Source organism: Curtobacterium sp. MCLR17_007, assembly GCF_003234655.2.
Taxonomy (GTDB): Bacteria; Actinomycetota; Actinomycetes; order Actinomycetales; family Microbacteriaceae; genus Curtobacterium.
In genome coordinates, this window is the sequence record NZ_CP126271.1 from 3,172,241 (window position 1) to 3,189,362 (window position 17,122).

General features: G+C 71.9%; 16 protein-coding genes and 1 tRNA gene. 8 read left to right on the forward strand and 9 right to left on the reverse strand.

The window, feature by feature from the left end; all coding sequences use genetic code 11:
* Window positions 1-157 precede the first annotated feature (157 nt).
* The 4 genes from DEJ13_RS14935 to galU form a co-directional block, all read right to left on the reverse strand.
* Window positions 158-233, reverse strand: a tRNA-Ala gene (locus DEJ13_RS14935).
* A 51-nt stretch (window positions 234-284) separates the two neighbouring features.
* Window positions 285-1,382 carry a hypothetical protein gene (locus tag DEJ13_RS14940; protein WP_111106506.1) on the reverse strand — a complete coding sequence of 366 codons (1,098 nt, stop codon included), beginning with the start codon at window positions 1,380-1,382 and terminating at the stop codon, window positions 285-287.
* A gap of 106 nt (window positions 1,383-1,488) precedes the next feature.
* On the reverse strand, window positions 1,489-2,148 hold the full coding sequence (locus DEJ13_RS14945) for a GNAT family N-acetyltransferase (RefSeq protein WP_056120799.1): 660 nt from the start codon (window positions 2,146-2,148) through the stop codon (window positions 1,489-1,491).
* Between the two features lie 88 nt (window positions 2,149-2,236).
* The gene (gene galU / locus DEJ13_RS14950) at window positions 2,237-3,127 is read right to left on the reverse strand and encodes a UTP--glucose-1-phosphate uridylyltransferase GalU (protein ID WP_056120797.1); all 891 of its coding nucleotides are present in this window, start codon (window positions 3,125-3,127) and stop codon (window positions 2,237-2,239) included.
* Window positions 3,128-3,248: 121 nt separating this feature from the next.
* On the opposite strand from galU, the gene DEJ13_RS14955 reads away from it, so the two are divergent.
* The 3 genes from DEJ13_RS14955 to mscL all read left to right on the forward strand — a co-directional run bounded on the left by DEJ13_RS14955 (window position 3,249) and on the right by mscL (window position 4,751).
* Window positions 3,249-3,833, forward strand: a complete 585-nt coding sequence (locus tag DEJ13_RS14955; protein ID WP_056120796.1) for a 5-formyltetrahydrofolate cyclo-ligase — start codon at window positions 3,249-3,251, stop codon at window positions 3,831-3,833.
* Between the two features lies 1 nt (window position 3,834).
* A complete protein-coding gene (locus DEJ13_RS14960) occupies window positions 3,835-4,176 on the forward strand; it encodes an FmdB family zinc ribbon protein (protein WP_111106505.1) in 342 nt (113 codons plus the stop codon).
* Between the two features lie 74 nt (window positions 4,177-4,250).
* Window positions 4,251-4,751, forward strand: a complete 501-nt coding sequence (gene mscL, locus DEJ13_RS14965; RefSeq protein ID WP_056120793.1) for a large conductance mechanosensitive channel protein MscL — start codon at window positions 4,251-4,253, stop codon at window positions 4,749-4,751.
* 117 nt (window positions 4,752-4,868) lie between these two features.
* Here mscL and DEJ13_RS14970 read toward each other — a convergent pair whose 3' ends face one another.
* Window positions 4,869-5,459: a CDP-alcohol phosphatidyltransferase family protein gene (locus tag DEJ13_RS14970; protein WP_082517811.1), complete on the reverse strand. Its 591-nt coding sequence runs from the start codon at window positions 5,457-5,459 to the stop codon at window positions 4,869-4,871.
* Window positions 5,460-5,822: 363 nt separating this feature from the next.
* The gene (locus DEJ13_RS14975; protein ID WP_111106534.1) at window positions 5,823-9,524 is read right to left on the reverse strand and encodes an ATP-binding protein; all 3,702 of its coding nucleotides are present in this window, start codon (window positions 9,522-9,524) and stop codon (window positions 5,823-5,825) included.
* A 296-nt stretch (window positions 9,525-9,820) separates the two neighbouring features.
* On the opposite strand from DEJ13_RS14975, the gene DEJ13_RS14980 reads away from it, so the two are divergent.
* The 5 genes from DEJ13_RS14980 (at window position 9,821) to DEJ13_RS15000 (ending at window position 14,420) form a co-directional block, all read left to right on the forward strand.
* Entirely contained in the window at window positions 9,821-10,693 is an 873-nt protein-coding gene (locus DEJ13_RS14980; protein WP_111106504.1) for an HpcH/HpaI aldolase/citrate lyase family protein, read from the forward strand.
* A gap of 5 nt (window positions 10,694-10,698) precedes the next feature.
* Window positions 10,699-11,142, forward strand: coding sequence for a DUF6264 family protein (locus DEJ13_RS14985; RefSeq protein ID WP_056120786.1), 444 nt, complete (start codon window positions 10,699-10,701; stop codon window positions 11,140-11,142).
* Window positions 11,143-11,246: 104 nt separating this feature from the next.
* Window positions 11,247-12,512: an FAD-dependent oxidoreductase gene (locus tag DEJ13_RS14990; RefSeq protein ID WP_111106503.1), complete on the forward strand. Its 1,266-nt coding sequence runs from the start codon at window positions 11,247-11,249 to the stop codon at window positions 12,510-12,512.
* A 33-nt stretch (window positions 12,513-12,545) separates the two neighbouring features.
* Complete coding sequence (locus DEJ13_RS14995; RefSeq protein WP_111106502.1) at window positions 12,546-13,421, forward strand: aldo/keto reductase; 876 nt, start codon at window positions 12,546-12,548, stop codon at window positions 13,419-13,421.
* A 21-nt stretch (window positions 13,422-13,442) separates the two neighbouring features.
* A complete protein-coding gene (locus DEJ13_RS15000; protein ID WP_111106501.1) occupies window positions 13,443-14,420 on the forward strand; it encodes an NAD(P)H-quinone oxidoreductase in 978 nt (325 codons plus the stop codon).
* Window positions 14,421-14,570: 150 nt separating this feature from the next.
* Here DEJ13_RS15000 and DEJ13_RS15005 read toward each other — a convergent pair whose 3' ends face one another.
* Genes DEJ13_RS15005 through DEJ13_RS15015 form a run of 3 tightly spaced genes read right to left on the reverse strand, consistent with a single transcriptional unit; the run spans window position 14,571 to window position 17,010 of the window.
* Window positions 14,571-15,311, reverse strand: coding sequence for an amino acid ABC transporter ATP-binding protein (locus DEJ13_RS15005; RefSeq protein ID WP_111106475.1), 741 nt, complete (start codon window positions 15,309-15,311; stop codon window positions 14,571-14,573).
* Complete coding sequence (locus DEJ13_RS15010; RefSeq protein WP_111106474.1) at window positions 15,308-16,183, reverse strand: amino acid ABC transporter permease; 876 nt, start codon at window positions 16,181-16,183, stop codon at window positions 15,308-15,310. Before DEJ13_RS15010 ends, DEJ13_RS15005 begins: the two co-directional genes overlap by 4 nt.
* A 5-nt stretch (window positions 16,184-16,188) precedes the next feature.
* The gene (locus DEJ13_RS15015) at window positions 16,189-17,010 is read right to left on the reverse strand and encodes an ABC transporter substrate-binding protein (protein ID WP_111106473.1); all 822 of its coding nucleotides are present in this window, start codon (window positions 17,008-17,010) and stop codon (window positions 16,189-16,191) included.
* Window positions 17,011-17,122: the final 112 nt, after the last annotated feature.

The window sequence follows — 17,122 nt, forward strand, 5'->3', positions numbered from 1 at the left end:
GGGTGCGTGGCGATTCTAGGGGCCGGTGTTGTCCGACGCACCACCTCGTCCGGGGGTGTCACCCCGGACACATCGAGCCGCCCCGGACACACGACGGCCGGGGGAAGCACGAAGGCCCCGGGACGGTGTCCCGGGGCCTTCGTGCGGTGCTGTCACCTGGTGGAGCTAAGGGGATTCGAACCCCTGACCTTCTCATTGCGAACGAGACGCGCTACCAACTGCGCCATAGCCCCAAGTGCTCGACCACACTAGCACCAGGCCGAGGTCGAACCGAAATCGACGCCTCAGACCGCGCGGCGTCGCCGCATGATCGCGTCGAGGTCCGCCTGCTGGTAGTCGTCGTCCCCGATGACCCCCATGCCGGCCCACTTGCTCGGCGCCGCCGGAGCAGTGGGAGCCGCCGGTTCCGCGGGTGCCGCGGTGGTCGGTGCAGCCTCGGGTGCGCGGAGCCCGAGCCGCTCGGCCAGCCGCCCCTGGTCGTGGGCGGACAGGGATGCGACCGCTTCTTCGACGTCGGGTCGCATCCGCGACACCGTCGCGAGTGACGGGTCGGACTCCCCCGCACGGATCGCCGCGGCCTCGGCCTCGGCTTCGGCCTTCGCGGCCGCGACCCGCTGCCGGAGTCGCGCCGCGAGCGCCGCCGAGGTCTCCGGCGCGGCAGCGGGAGTGGCGGGTCGCTCGACGTACAGGGGCTTCGGCACGTGCGCCGGCGTCCAGGTACGGGTCGCCGTCGTCGCCGGCGCCTCCTGGTCGGCGGACAACGGCGGTGCCGGGTCCGTCCAGGCGGTCGACGGACGGGAGGCCCGGTCCACCCGGGGTGCGGACGCTGCGGCACGCGCCTTCCGCGCCTGGGCGACCTGGTGCAGCTGGGCGAGGACCGCGGCGGACCCACCGGCGGCGACGATGCCGGCGACGGCGACGAGCCACGCGGACGGGACGGCGACGAGGACCACGAAGGCGACGAGGAGCCCGGCGGCGCCGAGCGTCGTCGCTCCGAGCCGTGACCGACGCATGCGCATCGCGGTGAGTGCGGGGACCGAGGACACCTGCTCGAGCACGGGGGCCTGTTCGGCGAGACGGCGGGTGATCTCACGCTGCCGTGCGGCCTCACGTGCCCGGACGAGCGCGGACCGCCTGGCCTCTTCCGACTTCGCGACGCGCTGCGCCTCGGCGAGGGACCTGGCGTTCATCTCGATGCGGACCTCGTCCGGCAGCTCGGCCGTCTGCGCGAGGATCCGGAGGGTCTGCTGGAGGCGGATCGCGTTCCGCTCGGTGGCCAGGTACTGCCGTCGGGCTGCCCAGGCGGGCATCAGGTAGACGACCCAGAGCACCGCGGCGACGAGCAGGACGATGCCGCCGCCCCACGACCCGATACCTGCCATGGGGAGAGGCTAGGGGCGGGCCTTCCCCCGGCCCGTGATTGCGGGACGCGTGTTGCGCGTGTCGCGAGCGGATCGGCGGGGCCGCACCGGGCCTCCCGGCATCCGCTCAGGCGCGCGGACCGGTGATGATCGGCATCGCGGCCTCGTCACGTGCCGCGAGCGGAACGCTCCCGACCCCGACCGGGACCTCGCCACGGACCCAGCGCTCGAGGACGCCCTCGCGCACCTCTTCCGCGACCAGGCCGAAGCAGAAGTGGTCGCGCCAGTCCCCGTTGATGTGGATGTAGCGGCGCCGCAGTCCCTCGTACCGGAAGCCGAGCTTCTCGACGACCCGCAGCGACGGGGCGTTCTCCGGACGGATACAGATCTCGATGCGGTGGATGCCGACCGAGCGGAAGCAGTGGTCGGTGGCCAGGGCGACCGCGATCGGGGTGACGTTGTGACCCGCGGCACCCTCGACGACCCAGTACCCGATCGAGGCGCTGGCGAGCGAGCCGTAGGTCACGCCCGAGACGTTGAGCTGTCCGACGAACCGGCCGTCGAGCTCCATCGCGAACGGCAGTCCGAGTCCGGCGCGGGCGTTGGCCTGGAGCGCGCGGATGCTGCCGCGCACGTCGGTGGAGACCTGCCCGGACGGGTTGGTCGCCTCCCAGGTGCGGAGCCACGACCGGTTCGTCGCGAGGGCCGCGTCGAGGTCGCGGCTGTCGCGGAGCCGGAGGGGGCGGATGGTGACCCGTCCGTGGGACAGGGTCGGGATGGTCGTCATCGGGCGGTTCCTCCGGTGCCCCGGCGGTCACCGGGACGGGTGTCCCGTGCGGGCCGGCATGCACCGGACCCGCACGGGATGGGTCGACTCATTCGCCCGCGTTGAACTCCTTGAGCCAGGCCTTGAGGTCGGGGCCGAGGTCATCGCGGTCCGAGGCGAGCTGCACGATCGCCTTGATGTAGTCGAGTTTGTCACCGGTGTCGTACCGACGTCCACGGAACACGACGCCGTACACGCCGCCGGTCCACTCCTCGGCGCTCGCCATCTTCATGAGCGCGTCGGTGAGCTGGATCTCGCCCCCCTTGCCGGGCTCCTGCTTCTCGAGGACGTCGAAGACCTCGGGGCGGATGACGTACCGGCCGATGATGGCCAGGTTCGAGGGCGCCTCGCCCTGCGCCGGCTTCTCGACCAGACCGGTGATCTTCACGACGTCGTCGGTGTCGGTCGGCTCGACCGTGGCGATGCCGTACAGGTGGGTCTGCGACTCGGGGACCTCGAGCAGTGCGACGACGGTTGCGTTCTTCTCGCCCTGGACCTCGATCATGCGCTTGAGCAGCGGGTCGCGGGCATCGATGATGTCGTCGCCGAGCAGGACGGCGAAGGGCTCACGACCGACGTGCATCTTGGCGCGGAGCACGGCGTGGCCGAGGCCGAGCGGGTCGCCCTGGCGCACGTAGTGCATGTCGGCGAGGTCGGTGGACTGGTTGACCTTCTTCAGCTTCTCGTGGTCACCCTTCTTGCGGAGGGTCTCCTCGAGCTCCGACACGTGGTCGAAGTGGTTCTCGAGCGCGTTCTTGTTGCGCCCGGTGATCATCAGCACGTCGGTGAGACCGGCGTCGACTGCCTCTTCCACCACGTACTGGATGGCTGGCTTGTCGACGACGGGGAGCATCTCCTTCGGCATCGCCTTGGTCGCGGGGAGGAAGCGAGTGCCCAGACCTGCTGCTGGGATCACCGCCTTGGAAATCTGGAAGCCCATGTGCATGACCGTATCCGATGGGCCCCGCCAGGTCATGTCGCCGGAAGGGAGGACACCGGTCCGCGCGCGGCTTTGGCGGCTTCCCGCAGCGGGGCACGGGGCGATCGTTAGACTCCTGCGCATGATCCCCGATCTCGGCAACGAGAAGCGCGCGCTGCGGGCCGAGCTCCGGCAGCGGCGACGCACCCGGACCACCACGGAGCGTGACGCCGACACGGAGTCCCTCACCGCGACCCTGCAGCGCTTCGCTCAGGAACGCCAGGTGGAGTCGATCGCGCTGTACCTGTCGGCGTCGGACGAGCCGAACGTCCGGCCCTTCCTGAACTGGGCGTTCGAGCAGGGCATCCGCGTGCTGCTCCCCGTCACGCGCGAGGACGGCCTGCTCGACTGGGCGGTCGGTGACGGGTCGACCGAGAAGGAGGGCCTGTTCGGCATGCCCGAGGTCGTCGGCGAGGTGCTCTCCCCGATCGCGATCAACCACGTCGACGCGATCCTGACCCCGGCCGCGGCGGTGGGACACGACGGCGTCCGGATGGGCTGGGGCCGCGGGTACTACGACAAGACCCTCGGGTCCATGGCGAAGCGCCCGCCCGTCTATGCTGTGATCTTCGACGCGGAGTACCTGGACCAGGTCCCGCGCGAACCCCACGACGAACCCGTGGACGGCATCATCACGCCGTCGCGCATCATCACGTTCCGGAGCTGACGTGCCCACCTACTCGTACCGCTGCACCGAGTGCGACACCGCGTTCGACATCAAGCAGTCGTTCTCCGACGCCACGCTCACCGAGTGCCCGACGTGCGGCGGCGTGCTGCGCAAGGTGTTCTCGCCGGTGGGCGTGACGTTCAACGGCGGCGGGTTCTACCGCACGGACTCGCGGGCGAAGCCGGCATCCGAGGGCTCGTCGGCCGGCGGTTCGTCGTCGGGCTCGTCGGGCGGTTCGTCCTCGGGCTCGTCCGGCTCGTCCTCGGGGTCGAAGTCGGATTCCGGGGGCTCGTCCGCACCCGCCAAGAGCGAGTCGAAGCCGAGCACGCCCAGCGCCTCCTGATCCTGGCGTCGCACCCCCGATAGGTTGAGTCCGTCGCCGACCGGCGGCCGTCCCGACCCGGAAGGAGACCCCGTATGAAGGGCTTCAAGGAGTTCCTGCTCCGCGGCAACGTGATCGACCTGGCCGTCGCCGTCGTCATCGGTGCTGCGTTCACCGCGATCGTCACCGCCATCGTGAGCTCGCTGATCAACCCCCTGATCGGCGCCGTGTTCAACGCCTCGAGCCTCGACAAGGCACTCGTGTGGGAGATCCCCACCGTCTCCGGCGGCAACGCGCAGATCCTGTTCGGCGCGATCATCGGCGCGGTGATCAACTTCGTGATCGTCGCGGCGGTCGTCTACTTCGCGCTCGTGCTGCCGGTGAACCACCTGAAGAAGGCCGCGTTCGAACGGGTCAAGAACGACCAGGAGCAGACGCCCCAGGACGTCCCGCCGACCGACGTCGAGGTGCTGCTCGAGATCCGCGACCTGCTCCGGTCGCAGAACGGCGTCGCGACGAGCACCGGCGGTGGCGCGCACGTCGCACCGTCCGACGCACCAGAGGGCCCGGGCATCGGCGGCACGACCAAGCTGTAGCGGCGGCTGGCGCCCACCCGGGCGCAGGGCACCGAGGAACGGACACGGCACCACGCAGTTGCGCGGTGCCGTGTCCGTTTCGTGGTGCTGTGGGGAGCCAGGCGGCGCGCGCCGCCGCTAGGCGGCGCGGACCGCGCGGCTGCGGCGCTTGCGCACCATCGCAGCGACGTACTGCGCGCCGGCGAGCAGGTGCCCGGCGGTGCCGAGCCACACGAGGACGAGCGCGGTGATCCGGATCCAGGGATGCTCCGACGCCCAGGCGGTCGACGAGAAGAGCAGGACGGGCAGGCCGACGAACAGCAGCGCGGAGCGGATCTTGCCGGTCCACGACACGTCGAGGTCCGGGTCACCCCCGAACCAGACGCTCGACAGCACGGCGAGCAGGGCATCGACCGCGACGATCACCACGACGACGATCCACGGCAACAGGCCCACCAGCACGAGCGACAGCACGATCGCGATGATCGCCAACCGGTCGGCGATCGGGTCGAGTGCCTTGCCGAGCTTCGAGCCCTGGTCGAACTTGCGCGCGATGAACCCGTCGGCCCAGTCCGACACGCCGAGCACCACGAGCGACAGGAGCGCCCACCCCGGGTGCCCCTGCACCACGAGCACCACGTAGACCGGGATGAGCAGGAACCGCACCAGCGTGATCAGGTTCGGCCAGGTCTGCCAGTCGGGGCGCTGCCGCAGGGCGGAGTCGGTCATCACGTGCTTTCGTCGAGGTCGGACCTCCAGGGTACCTACCCCCAGTGGGGAGGCCGGTCGCCGAGCAGCCGGGCGTCGTTCTCCCCGCGGTCGTGCCGCCGCGGCTCCGGAGGCGGGGTGGGGTCCGACCCCGGCACCGGCTGGGTCGTGACCCGCCTGCGTGGGCGATCCGGCCCTCCTGACCGGTGCGTGGTCCCCACAGGACCGCCGGGAGGCTCGGGCACGGCCACGTCGTCGGCTCGCGTCCACGACCCGACCAGCTGGTCCGTGTCCGGTGTGACCGGTCCAGCGGGCCGGGAGGCCCGCCGGCTCATCGGCGGGCGGGGCCCACCGTGGGCACGGAGGGATGCTGATCCGGCGTGCTCATCGGCGGGCGGGAATCGGAGGGATCGAGATCTCCTGCGTGGCACCACGGTCGACGCCGAGCACGGCAGCCACGGTGTCGGCCACCCGGTCCGGGTCGGAGAACAGCTGGAACGCGTGCACGCGGACGTAGTGCCAGCCGAGGCGACGGAGCACCTCGGGCCGGAGCCGCAAGGACTCGCGCAGCGAGCCCCGCACGAGCGACGCGTCGGTCTCGATCGTCACGCAGACCCCGCCGTGTGCCGCGACCAGGCCGAGCTTGCCGCGGTGTCCGAGCGCGACGGGGATCCCGCGCATCTCCAGACGACGCGCCAGGTCGACGAGCAGCGGGTCGGAGTCGTCCGGCACGTACTCGGCGGTGGTGCGGGCGCGCACCTCGGCCAGGATCTCGGCCAGCGCGACGGTGCCGTGGCCCATGCGCTCGGCCTCGATGTCCGACGGCTGGAAGCACGTGACGATCACCATGGAGCGGCGCGCCCGGGTCATCGCGACTGCCAGCAGGCGTTCTCCACCGGGCTTGCCGAGCGGCCCGAAGTCACGCAGCACGCGGCCGTGCGGGGTCCGGCCGTAGCCGATCGAGAAGACGACGCGGTCACGGCTCTGCGCGACGGACTGCTCGAGCGTGGCGACGATGAACGGCTCGGCGCGGTCGCCGATGACGAACTCGGTCAGGTCCTTGTGGCCCTGCGCCGCGGTGAGGACGGCCTGCTCGACCCGGACCGCGTGCTTGGCCGACGCGGTGATCACCATGAGCGACTCGGTCGGACGGGTGCGGGCGTGGTCGATGACGAGCCGGACGACGCGGTCCACCTCGGCGTCGACGCTCTCGACCGCTCCGGACTCGGGGTCCGGCACGGCCTTGCCGTCGCTGACGTAGTCGAGCGCGATCGACCCGTGCCCGAGGAAGGACCCGGCCCACGGCAGCGACTCGATGCGGCCGCCGTAGAAGCGGCGGTTCACGAGTTCGGCGAGGTCCTCGCCGCCGGCGCGGTACGAGGTGGTGAGCGAGAGGGTCGGCAGCAGCGTCGAGAGCTTCGCGAGGGCGGAGTCGGCGTGCAGGGCGTCGAGGGTCTCCTCGTCGACCTGGAGTGCGCGGTGTGCCGGGTCGACGGCGATGCGGAACGGCGACGGGGTCTGCGTGACCGGGTCACCGAACACGACGGTCTGGCGGGCACGGCGGACGGCGTCGACCGTCTCGGCGATCGTGACGGCGCCCGAGTCGACCAGGATCACGGTGTCGAAGGGCATCGTGTCCGCGATCTGCGGGACCTCGTAGGGGCTGGCGAGCCACACCGGGGCGATGGCGCGGGACAGGTGCGGAGCGGAGTCCTGCAGCAGGCGCGAGGTGATCGCGCCCTCCTTGAGCTGGGTCTTCAGCGCCAGGGCTTCCTCGGGCCAGTCGACGAGACCGACCTTCCAGTTCTCGGCCAGCTGCCACGCCAGGCCCTGGGAGACCCCGGCGGCGTGCGCGTCGTCGACGAGCCGGAAGTCGGCCTCGACCCGGTCGAGCATGTCGGTGTTCGCGCCGAGCAGTGCCCGGTCGGACTCGAGCATGGTCTCGAGCGCCGACTGCCACCACGCCAGCTCGAGCTCGGCGGGGACCTGGGTGTCCGGGACGTGCCGGTTCGCCAGGTCGGTGATGAGCGGCTCGAGCTGCAGGTCGCGGAGGGTCTGCATGAGCTCGGTGCGTTCCTGCAGGTTGTGCAGGACGTCGGACTCGGCGGCGAGGGAACCGATGTAGGGCAGGAGCTCGTCGACGGGCATGTTCGCGAGCTGCGCGTCGCGGTCGGACCGGCCCAGGGGCTCGTCGAGCCGCGCCAGGTCCTCGACCACGTTGGAGAACTGCACCTGCACGTCGGCGATGCCGGTGGGGACCTCGGGAGCGACCCCTGCGGCGACGTAGCGCTGCCAGAGCACGCGCTGCTGCTGCACACGGGTGAGCGCCTCGTGCAGGTCGGACACGTGCACGCCCGGACGGACGTACTCGCGCGCGAGCTTCTTGAGCCGGCGACGGTTCGTCGACGACATCGGTGCACCTTCGCCGCGCGGCGCGGTGGCGGCGACGAGTTCGGACACCGACCGGTCGAACACGACGGGCAGGAAGCGGTCGAGGGTGTCGCGGATCTCCGTGAGCAGGCGCAGGTAGATGCCGAGCTCGTTGATCGTCGTGAACTGCCGCATGCGCGTGGTCGCGATGAGCTCGTGCGCGCGCTGCAGCAGCGTCGGCAGGGCACCACCGTGCAGGTCCTGGGCGATCTTGTGGGCGCGGTGCGCACCGTCGCTCGAGGCGAACTTCGCGCCGTACCAGGGCGAGTCGTCGGGGCCGTAGCGGAACTCGCCGAGGTTCGCCGCGCTGACCATGGTCTCGGCGACGCGCGACCGGCCGGTCACCATCGCGCTGACGGACTGGCCGGACAGGCGGGCGGTGGTCGACGGCGGCACGGGCAGCAGCGAGAGCCGCGAGAGCTCGACCAGGCAGTCGAGCACACTGACGCCGAACTGCGGGTCGGTCCTGGTCAGGCCGCCGCGGTAGTCGGTGAGCACCTTGCGCAGCCGGACCAGGGCGTCGTCGACCTCACGCAGGTTCGGCCGCGACGCCTTCTCGTTCCGGGCGATCGCGCGGACGATGTCTCGCCGCAGGGTGGCGGGGGTGACGGCGACGCCGGGCAGCTGCACCTCGCCGAACCGCGCGGCGATGCCCCGGAGCGTGGCCCGACGGGGGCTGACCACGAGGACGCGCTTGTTCGCGGCCACCAGGCCACCCAGCGCGTTGACGATCGTCTGGGTGCCGCCGGTGCCGGGCAGCGTCTTCACGACGATCGAGTTGCCGGCGGTGATCTGCGCGATCACGTTCTCCTGCTCGTCGTCGGCGTCGAGCAGGAGGGTGTCGGTGTCGGGGCTGCGCTCGTCCGACGGCGTCTGCTCGACCGGGCGGTACGACTGCTCGACCTGCCACTTGGCGCTCGGGTTGCCGGCGAGGGCGTCGAGGACCGGGTGGGAGAGGTCCTTCGTGTCCTCGACCAGGCCGGACGCGACCTCGGCGAACGTCGACACGACCAACCGGGCGTGGACGGAGAACCCGGGGATGTGCGCCGTCAGGCCGCGCAGGCGGTCGATGACCGGGTTCGGCGTGAACGATCCGTCCTGCTGCGCCAGCGCGACGAAGGACTGGGCGTCGAGGGTGACGCCGAACTGCTCGCGCAGGGCGTCGGCGAGCGCGGGGTTGAGCACGGGTTCGCCGAGCAGCCGCACCTCGAAGTCGCGGCCGTGGCGACGGATCGCGAGCGGACGGAGCAGCACCGGACCGCGGAACTGCTCGTCTCCGGACTTCCAGTCGGCCATGCCGATGCCGAGGTTCACGGCGTCGATGCCGCGCACGGTGGCGAGCTCGGTGCCCTTCGCCTCGACGTGCCCGGCGGCGATCCGAGCGGCGCGCAGGGCGACCTCGTCGCGGATCAGGCTGGAGAGCAGGGTGGTCTTGCCGGTGATGAACTGGGCGAGCCCGCCCGGGTGCGTGGTGGAGAGCTCGATGCGGGCGCGGGGGTGGTCCGCGAAGTGCACGAGCGGGCTGGAGCCGCCGACGCCGGCGAGCTGGGCGCGCCAGGCGTCCCAGACGGGCTCGGCGGCGTTCGTGGCCGTGAGCCGCGGGTCGCCGAGGCTGATCGCGTGCGGGCTCGTGACCTGCAGCTCCGGACGGAGCATGTCGGCGTCGGTCGTGTCGTCGGTCGTGGCGTCGGGAGTGCTCGTCGTCTCGTCCTGCTCGTCGCGGTGGTCCTCGCGCGCACCCACATGGTGCACGTCGCCCCCGGGCGCGCGGTTCTGGCCGGCCGGGACGTCGTCGTTCACGTCGCCCTCGCCGCCCGTCACCCTGTCCGCACGCCACACAACGCCCACTGTAGGCGGAAGCACCGCACCTCTCTGGCAATGAACCGAGGTTTCGGGCAATCCGCGGCGCTCGGCGCAGGCTCGACCGACGCCGACTGTGGTACCAACGTGGCATGGCCATCGACGACCGCCCCGCCCCGCCCACCACCCCGCCGTCCCGACGTCGATCGGTCCCCGCCGAGATCTCGCGATCCTGGCTGCTGGTCTCCGGCACCGCGTCCGAGCGCTTCGAGCCGTCGACGCGGTCGCGTGCCGACCAGGTCATCCTCGACATCGAGGACGCGGTCGACCCGGCGATGAAGCCGTCAGCCCGCTCGACCGTCGCCGAGTGGTTGACCGGGGGCGGCGACGCCTGGGTCCGCATCAACGACGTCACGACGGACTTCTGGGCGGACGACGTCGAGGAGCTCCGCGGGCGGCCCGGGTTGCTCGGGGTGATGCTCGCGAAGACCGAGAGCCCGGCGCAGGTCACCGACACGTGGCACCGGCTCGGCGGCCAGACCCCGGTGATCGCCCTCGTCGAGTCGGCCGTCGGCATCGAGGAGTCCGTGTCGATCGCGAAGGCACAGGGCGCGTTCCGTCTGGCCTTCGGCAGCGGCGACTACCGCCGCGACACCGGCACCTCGTCCGACACCCTCGCGATGGCCTACCCGCGGTCCCGGCTCGTCGTCGCGTCGCGCGTCGGTGACCTGCCCGGTCCGATCGACGGTCCGACCGTGGGCTCGTCCCACCCGATCCTGCGCGAGCAGTCGCAGGTCGCGGTGTCGCTCGGGCTCACCGGCAAGCTGTGCCTGGACACCGACCAGCTGCCCGTCATCAACGAGGTCATCTCCCCGACGTCGACCGACGTGGCCTGGGCGCAGGACTTCCTCGACGACTTCGAGGCCCGCGGGCGCGTCATCCGTGACGGCTCCGACCTGCCGCGACTCGGCCGTGCGCAGAAGATCCAGCGCCTCGCCGAGGCCTTCGGCGTGGAAGCGCGGTAGCGCCCGTGACCTGGTCAGCGCCGGAGCCCGGCCCGCAGTCCTCGCCCTCGCAGTGGGAGCGCGGCGGCACGACGCTCTTCCCGGCCGGCAGGCTCGCCGACCGGATCTCCACGGTCCTGCTGCTGTCGGCCGGCGCGCTCCTGACGATCCTGGCCGCGATCGTGGCCGTGATCGCCACGATCTCCGCGACGGCGACGTGCAACGCCGCCGCCGGGTGCACGCCCGGCGCGTACTTCGGCGGTGCGGCGATCGCCGTCGGTGGCGCGTTCGTGGTCGGCGTCGCGACGGTCGTCCTGGCGATCGGCGCCTGGATCCGCCGGCGGACATCGTGGTGGATCGCCGCCGTCGGCTTCGTGCTCGCGATCGCCTGCGTCACGTGGGGCGGCGTCGTGTTCGCTGACGCCGCGGACTCCGCCCCGGCGTCGTCGCCGGGCAGCAGCATCGCCTGACGCGGTCGCACGGACGCACGGACGCACGGACCACCGGACAGGAGGCTCGGTGCGGCGCCGCCACGAGCCTCCCGTCCGACGCATGCGGGCGTAGCGTCGGCTCCATGGTGCACGTGAGCCGGACGACGGTCGCGATCGTGGGTGGCGGACCCGCGGGCGTGGTGCTCGGGCTGCTGCTCGCCCGCGCGGGTGTCGCCGTCCGCGTCGTGGAGCGGCACGACGACTTCAACCGGGACTTCCGCGGGGACACCGTGCACGCGTCGACGATCCGGCTGCTCGACGAACTCGGCCTCGGCGAGCGCTTCCGCGCGTTGCCGCAGTCCCGGCTCGACGACGTCTCGCTGCCGCGTGCGGACGGGTCGACGGTGCTGCTCGGCGACTTCTCGCGCCTGCGGCCGCCGTACGACCACGTGGCGATGGTGCCGCAGTGGGACCTGCTGGCGATGCTCGTCGACGCCGCCCGACAGGAGCCGTCCTTCTCGATCGTCATGGGGCAGGCCGCCTCCGACCTCGTCGTCGAGAACGGCGTCGTCGCCGGTGTGCACCTGCACCAGCGCCGTGGCGGGGGCGAGCACGAGGAGCTGCGCGCCGACCTCGTCGTCGCATGCGACGGACGCGGGTCCGTGCTGCGCGCCGCGGCCGGCATGCGGCCGCAGAGCTTCCCGGTCCCCTTCGACACGTGGTGGTTCCGGGTGCCGCGGCGGCCGGGCGACGCGGAGACGGCGCTCGTGCCGGCGTTCGACGGACGCGACGTGGTCCTGAGCTTCCCCCGCCCGGACTACCACCAGGTCGCGTACTTCGCACCGAAGGGGTCCGACGCGCAGCTGCGGGCCGCGGGCATCGAGGCGTTCCGGGCCCGCATCGCCCGGGTCCGGCCGGACTTCGCCGACCGCGTCGACACGATCGCGTCGATGGACGACGTGCACGTGCTCGACGTCCGGATGGACCGGCTGTCGCGGTGGTGGCAGCCGGGGTTCCTGTGCATCGGGGACGCCGCGCACGCGATGTCCCCGGCGGGCGGGGTGGGGATCAACCTGGCCGTGCAGGACGCGGTCGCCACGGCGGCGGTCCTCGGGCCCGCACTGGTCGGTGGGGTCCGAGGACGCGCACTGGACCACGCGCTGGCAGCGGTCGAGCGACGACGCAAGCCCCCGGCGGCGATCGTGCAGGGTGCCCAGCGGGTCCTGCACCGCGTCGTGTTCGAGCGCGCCTTCGCGGGACGGCTGCAGGACGGTCCGCCCGCGGTGCCGGCCTTCCTCGCCGAGCACGTCCCGCCGGTGCGGGGTCTCTACGCCCGGGGCATCGCGTTCGGCCCGCTGCCCGAGCACGCGCCGGCCTGGGCCCGCCGCCCCGCACCGGCACGATCCTGAACGCACCCGGGACCGCCGGCGCATGCTGGGCACATGAAGCAGCGAACCATCGGCGACACCGACGTCAGCGCGATCGGCCTCGGCGGGATGCCCATGTCCATCGAGGGACGACCCGACGAACGGCGGTCGATCGCCACGATCCACGCCGCACTCGAAGCGGGCGTGACCCTCATCGACACCGCGGACGCCTACCACCTGGGCGGCCACGACGAGGTCGGCCACAACGAGGAACTGATCGGTCGTGCGGTGCGGGACTACCACGGCGTCGCGGACGACGTGCTGATCGCGACGAAAGGCGGGCACCTGCGGCCCGAAGCTGGGAACTGGTCGCAGAACGGCGACCCGGCGTACCTGAAGCAGGCGGCGAAGGCCTCGGCGAAGCGGCTCGGCGTCGAGGCGATCGGGCTGTACCAGTTCCACCGCCCGGACCCGGCCGTGCCGTACGCGGACTCGATCGGTGCGCTCGCCGAGCTGCTCGACGAGGGCGTCATCCGGATGGCCGGCATCTCGAACGCCGACGTCGACCAGATCCGGCAGGCGAACGAGGTCCTGGACGGCCGCCTGGTCTCGGTGCAGAACCAGTACTCGCCGGCCTTCCGGTCGAGCGAGGCAGAGCTCGAGCTCTGCGACGAGATGAGCATCGCGTTCCTGCCGTGGAGCCCGCTCGGCGGCATCGCCGGGGCGTCCGACCTCGGCACGACGTACCAGGACTTCGCGACGGTCGCGCGGGCCCACGGCGTCACCCCGCAGGTGGTGGCCCTGGCGTGGGAGCTGGCGAAGAGCGACGTCGTCATCCCGATCCCGGGTGCCTCGCGGCCGCAGTCGATCCTCGACTCGGTGACCGCCGCCACGGTGAAGCTCCGTCCCGAGGAGATCGACCGGCTCGACCGCTCGCAGGCGGCCGGGTAGTCAGCGCGTACCGTCGAGGGCATGCACGCCATCACCTTCGACGCCCCGGGCGACGAGCACGTCCTGACCCTCTCCGAGCGACCCGACCCGACGCCGGGTGACGGCGAGGTCCTGGTCGAGGTCGCCGCAGCCGGCGTGAACAACGCCGACCTGCAGCAGCGCCAGGGCAACTACCCGCCGCCGCCCGGTGCCTCGGACGTCCTGGGGCTCGAGGTGTCCGGCACGATCCGGTCCCTCGGCAGCGGCGTCGAGGGCTGGGCCGTCGGCGACCGGGTCTGCGCGCTGCTCGCCGGTGGCGGGTACGCCACGCTCGCGGTCGTCCCGGCGTCGCAGCTGCTCCCGGTGCCCGACGGGCTCGACCTGGTGCAGGCCGCGGCGCTGCCGGAGGCGGCGTGCACGGTGTACTCGAACATCGGCATGGTCGCGGGACTCCGGCCCGGCCAGACGCTCCTGGTGCACGGTGGCACCGGTGGCATGGGCTCGCACGCGGTGCTGTGGGCGAAGGCGCTCGGTGCGCGGGTGATCGCGACCTCGGGCGGCGCCCGTAAGGTGGCCGCTTCGCGCGAGCTCGGGGCGGACCTGGTCATCGACCACCGCGACGAGGACTTCGTCGCCCGCGCACGCGAGTTCACCGACGGCCAGGGCGTGGACGTCGTCCTCGACGTCGTCGGACCGGCGTACCTGCAGCGCAACCTCGAGGTGCTGCGCAAGAACGGGCACCTCGCCGTCATCGCGGCGGGCAGCGGCTCCGAGGCGACGCTGCCGTTCGGGCTGCTGATGCAGCAGCGCGCGACGATCAGCGGCACCACGCTGCGCGCCCGGCCGCTCGCCGAGAAGGCGGAGATCGTCGCCGCGGTCCGCGAACACGTCTGGCCGTTCGTCGAGGACGGCAGCGTCCGCCCGGTGGTCGACGCGGTGCTGCCCCTCGCGGACGCGGCCGAGGCGCACCGTCGCATCGCCGGCGGCGACGTGATCGGCAAGCTGCTGCTCACGCCGTAGCGGCGACCTCACCCGTCGCACAACCGAACGCAGTCCGCACCACGGGATCACGTGGTGCGGACTGCGTTCCGTCGTGCGGGTGCAGTCGGAACCGTCGGGAGGCCCGGTGCCGGTCCGGCGGACCGGCACCGGGCCTCCAGGCTGGTGCGGCTACGCGCCGACCCGCGCCAGGAACTCGACCAGCGCGGGGTGCTGCGGGCTGTCGAGCACCGCGGCGGGTGGTCCCTGCTCGACGACCTCACCACGGTGCAGGAACACGATCCGGTCGGCGACGTTCCGCGCGAAGTGCATCTCGTGCGTGGTCATCAGGATCGTGGAGCCCTGCTGCTTGAGCTCGCGCACCAGGTCGAGGACCTCGCCCACGAGCATCGGGTCGAGCGCGCTCGTGACCTCGTCGAGCAGCAGCAGCTCGGGGTCGGACGCGATCGCACGGACGATCGCGACGCGCTGCTGCTGCCCGCCGGAGAGCCGGTCCGGGTACGCCCCCGCGAAGTCGGCCAGGCCGATCCGGTCGAGCAGCCGGCGCGCGGTGGCCTCGGCGGTGGCCCGGTCGACGCCGTGCACCTTCCGCGACGCGAGCGTGACGTTGTCGAGCACGGTGATGTGCGGGAACAGGTTGAACTGCTGGAACACCACGCCGATGCGGGCCCGGGTGGCGTCGACGTCCACGCGGGGGTCCGAGATGTCCGCGCCCTGCAGGAAGACCTGCCCGTCGTCGATGCCCTCGAGCAGGTTCACCGTCTTGAGCAGCGTCGACTTGCCCGACCCGGACGCGCCGATGACGCAGATGACCTGGTGCCGGTCGAGGGTCAGGTCGATGCCGCGCAGGACCTGCTGGTCGCCGAACGACTTGCGCAGTCCCCGGAGTTCGAGGACGGGTGCGTCGGTCATACCGCTCCCCCGATCTGTTCGCGGCGCTGTTGCCGCCGGGCAATGGCGTCGGTGACGCGGATGAGCGGCAGGCTGATCACGACGAACAGCAGCCCGGCGACCAGGTACGGCGTGAAGTTGTAGGTTTCGGCCTGCGCGATCTGGGCGCTCCGCACGGCGTCGACGGCGCCGAGGATCGACACCAGCCCGACGTCCTTCTGCATCGACACGAAGTCGTTCATCAACGCCGGGGTCACCTTGCGGATCGCCTGCGGCAGCACGACCAGGCGGAGCGTCTGGGTGTGGGACAGGCCGAGCGACCGGGCGGCCAGGCGCTGGGAGGGGTGCACGGCCTCCATGCCGGCGCGGAGGACCTCGGCGACGTACGACGAGTACGTCAGCACGATCGCGATCGTCCCCCAGAACTCCGGGGGCAGCCGGGGGAACACCCCGAGCCCTGGAAGGCCGAAGCCGACCAGGTACAGCACGATGATGAGCGGCAGGCCACGGAACAGGTCGGTGTAGCCGGTGGCCAGCATGCGGAGCGGGAAGAACACCGGGCTCTGCAGCCCGCGCACCACGGCGAGCAGCGTGCCGAACACCGCGACGCCGATCGACGCAAAGAACAGGATCCGCACGTTCAGCCACAGCCCGAGCAGGATGTCCGGGAACGTCGAGGCGGCGATGCCCGGGTCGAAGAACGACTGCTGGACGGCGGCCCATCCGGGCGTGTTCACGACGCCGAAGTACACGACCGCCAGGACGACCAGCGTCGACACGACGGACACCGCGATCGACCGACGGCCGCGCTGCCGACGGTGGATGCGGCGCTCGAGCTCGATCTGGCTGGGGGCGGGCGCGAGGGACGGACCCGCTCCTGATGGGACGGACACGCGGGCTACTCCAGCACGGGCGTGTTCGTCTCCGACGACAGCCACTGCTTCTGCAGGGCGGCGAGCGTGCCGTCGTCGTCGAGCGTCTTCAGCGCCTTGTCGACCTTGCTCGTCAGGCCGGAGTCCTTGGGCAGGACGAAGCCGAACTGGTCGCCCGTGCCGTCGGCCGGGAACTGCGCCGACACGGTGCCGTCGTCGAGCTGCGCGCCGGACATGTAGAAGGCGGTCGGCAGGTCGGTGACGATCGCGTCGATCTGGCCGGACTTGAGCGCCAGGACGGCGTCGTCGTTCGAGTTGAAGACCTGCGGGGTCACGCCGAGCACGTCCTTGACGCTCGTGATGCTCGTCGAGCCGGCGGCGACGCCGATCGTGTCCTGCTTCAGCGACGCCACCGTGGTGTCGTCGACGGCCTTCGACTGCTTCGTCGTCACGACGGCCTGGGTGGTCGTGTAGTACGGCGACGACATGTCGACGGCCTTCTTGCGCTGCGACGAGATCGAGAACTGCTGGACGTTGAGGTCCCAGTCCTTCGGGCCCGGAGCGACGGCGCTGTCGAACGTGCTGCGCTTCCACACCACGTCGGACTTCGCGTAGCCCATCTCCTTCGCGACGGCGTACGCCACTGCGGACTCGAAGCCCTTGCCGGACTGCGGCTTGTTGTCCTCGACCCACGGCGAGTACGCGGGCTGCCCGGTCGCGATCGTGAGCTTGCCGTCGGTCACCGCACCGTCCGAGCCCGTGCTGCCGCCCGCCGAGCACGCGGTGAGCGCGAGGGCGGCGACGGCGGTGGTCGCGATGGCGAGGGAGAGACGGAACGATCGAGTCACGGTCGGGCCTTCGTGCAAGGGGGTGGGGGGGCAGCACGAAGTGTACCGGCAGGTGGGATACCAGCACGCGCAGGACGTCGGGCGTTGGGCGTCGCGCGACGTCGCACGCGCG

What these genes read in the sequence shown, in the direction of transcription:
- DEJ13_RS14945 (WP_056120799.1), bottom strand. Translation starts at nt 2,148, where the DNA reads ATGACGACCATCCCGACCCTGTCCCACGGACGGGTCACCATCCGCCCC.
- DEJ13_RS14955 (WP_056120796.1), top strand. Translation starts at nt 3,249, where the DNA reads ATGATCCCCGATCTCGGCAACGAGAAGCGCGCGCTGCGGGCCGAGCTC.
- DEJ13_RS14980 (WP_111106504.1), top strand. Translation starts at nt 9,821, where the DNA reads ATGGCCATCGACGACCGCCCCGCCCCGCCCACCACCCCGCCGTCCCGA.
- DEJ13_RS14995 (WP_111106502.1), top strand. Translation starts at nt 12,546, where the DNA reads ATGAAGCAGCGAACCATCGGCGACACCGACGTCAGCGCGATCGGCCTC.
- DEJ13_RS14975 (WP_111106534.1), bottom strand. Translation starts at nt 9,524, where the DNA reads ATGCTCCGTCCGGAGCTGCAGGTCACGAGCCCGCACGCGATCAGCCTC.
- mscL (WP_056120793.1), top strand. Translation starts at nt 4,251, where the DNA reads ATGAAGGGCTTCAAGGAGTTCCTGCTCCGCGGCAACGTGATCGACCTG.
- DEJ13_RS14970 (WP_082517811.1), bottom strand. Translation starts at nt 5,459, where the DNA reads ATGACCGACTCCGCCCTGCGGCAGCGCCCCGACTGGCAGACCTGGCCG.
- DEJ13_RS15000 (WP_111106501.1), top strand. Translation starts at nt 13,443, where the DNA reads ATGCACGCCATCACCTTCGACGCCCCGGGCGACGAGCACGTCCTGACC.
- DEJ13_RS15005 (WP_111106475.1), bottom strand. Translation starts at nt 15,311, where the DNA reads ATGACCGACGCACCCGTCCTCGAACTCCGGGGACTGCGCAAGTCGTTC.
- DEJ13_RS14940 (WP_111106506.1), bottom strand. Translation starts at nt 1,382, where the DNA reads ATGGCAGGTATCGGGTCGTGGGGCGGCGGCATCGTCCTGCTCGTCGCC.
- galU (WP_056120797.1), bottom strand. Translation starts at nt 3,127, where the DNA reads ATGGGCTTCCAGATTTCCAAGGCGGTGATCCCAGCAGCAGGTCTGGGC.
- DEJ13_RS14990 (WP_111106503.1), top strand. Translation starts at nt 11,247, where the DNA reads ATGGTGCACGTGAGCCGGACGACGGTCGCGATCGTGGGTGGCGGACCC.